This window comes from Bacillus pretiosus (assembly GCF_051294775.1).
Taxonomy (GTDB): domain Bacteria; phylum Bacillota; class Bacilli; order Bacillales; family Bacillaceae_G; genus Bacillus_A; species Bacillus_A wiedmannii.
In genome coordinates, this window is sequence record NZ_JBPPHF010000301.1 from 1 (window position 1) to 296 (window position 296).

General features: G+C 38.2%; 1 pseudogene. It reads right to left on the reverse strand.

What is annotated here, in order from left to right:
• Positions 1 to 296, reverse strand: a pseudogene (locus tag ACSG5Z_RS30970) (MFS transporter); the annotation flags it as partial.

A 296-nucleotide genomic window follows, 5' to 3' on the forward strand; every position in this document is an offset into this window, starting at 1 on the left:
ACGACTGCTATCATACTTGTAAATACGATACCGAGTCCAAAGAAGAATGTGAAAAATCGTTTTTTAAATCCTTTATAATCAGCAACTGTGCCGAGTATAGGAGCAAGTATAGAAATTAAAAGTGTAGCGAAAGAGTTTGCATATCCCCAATATGCCGTTGAAGTTGCACCAGATAGTCCGGCTTCTTTTGCTGCTGCTTTAAAGTAAATTGGGAATAATGCAGTTGTAATGACGAGCGAATATACCGAGTTCGCCCAATCGTATAATATCCCGCTTTTTTCTTGTCTGGACATTTT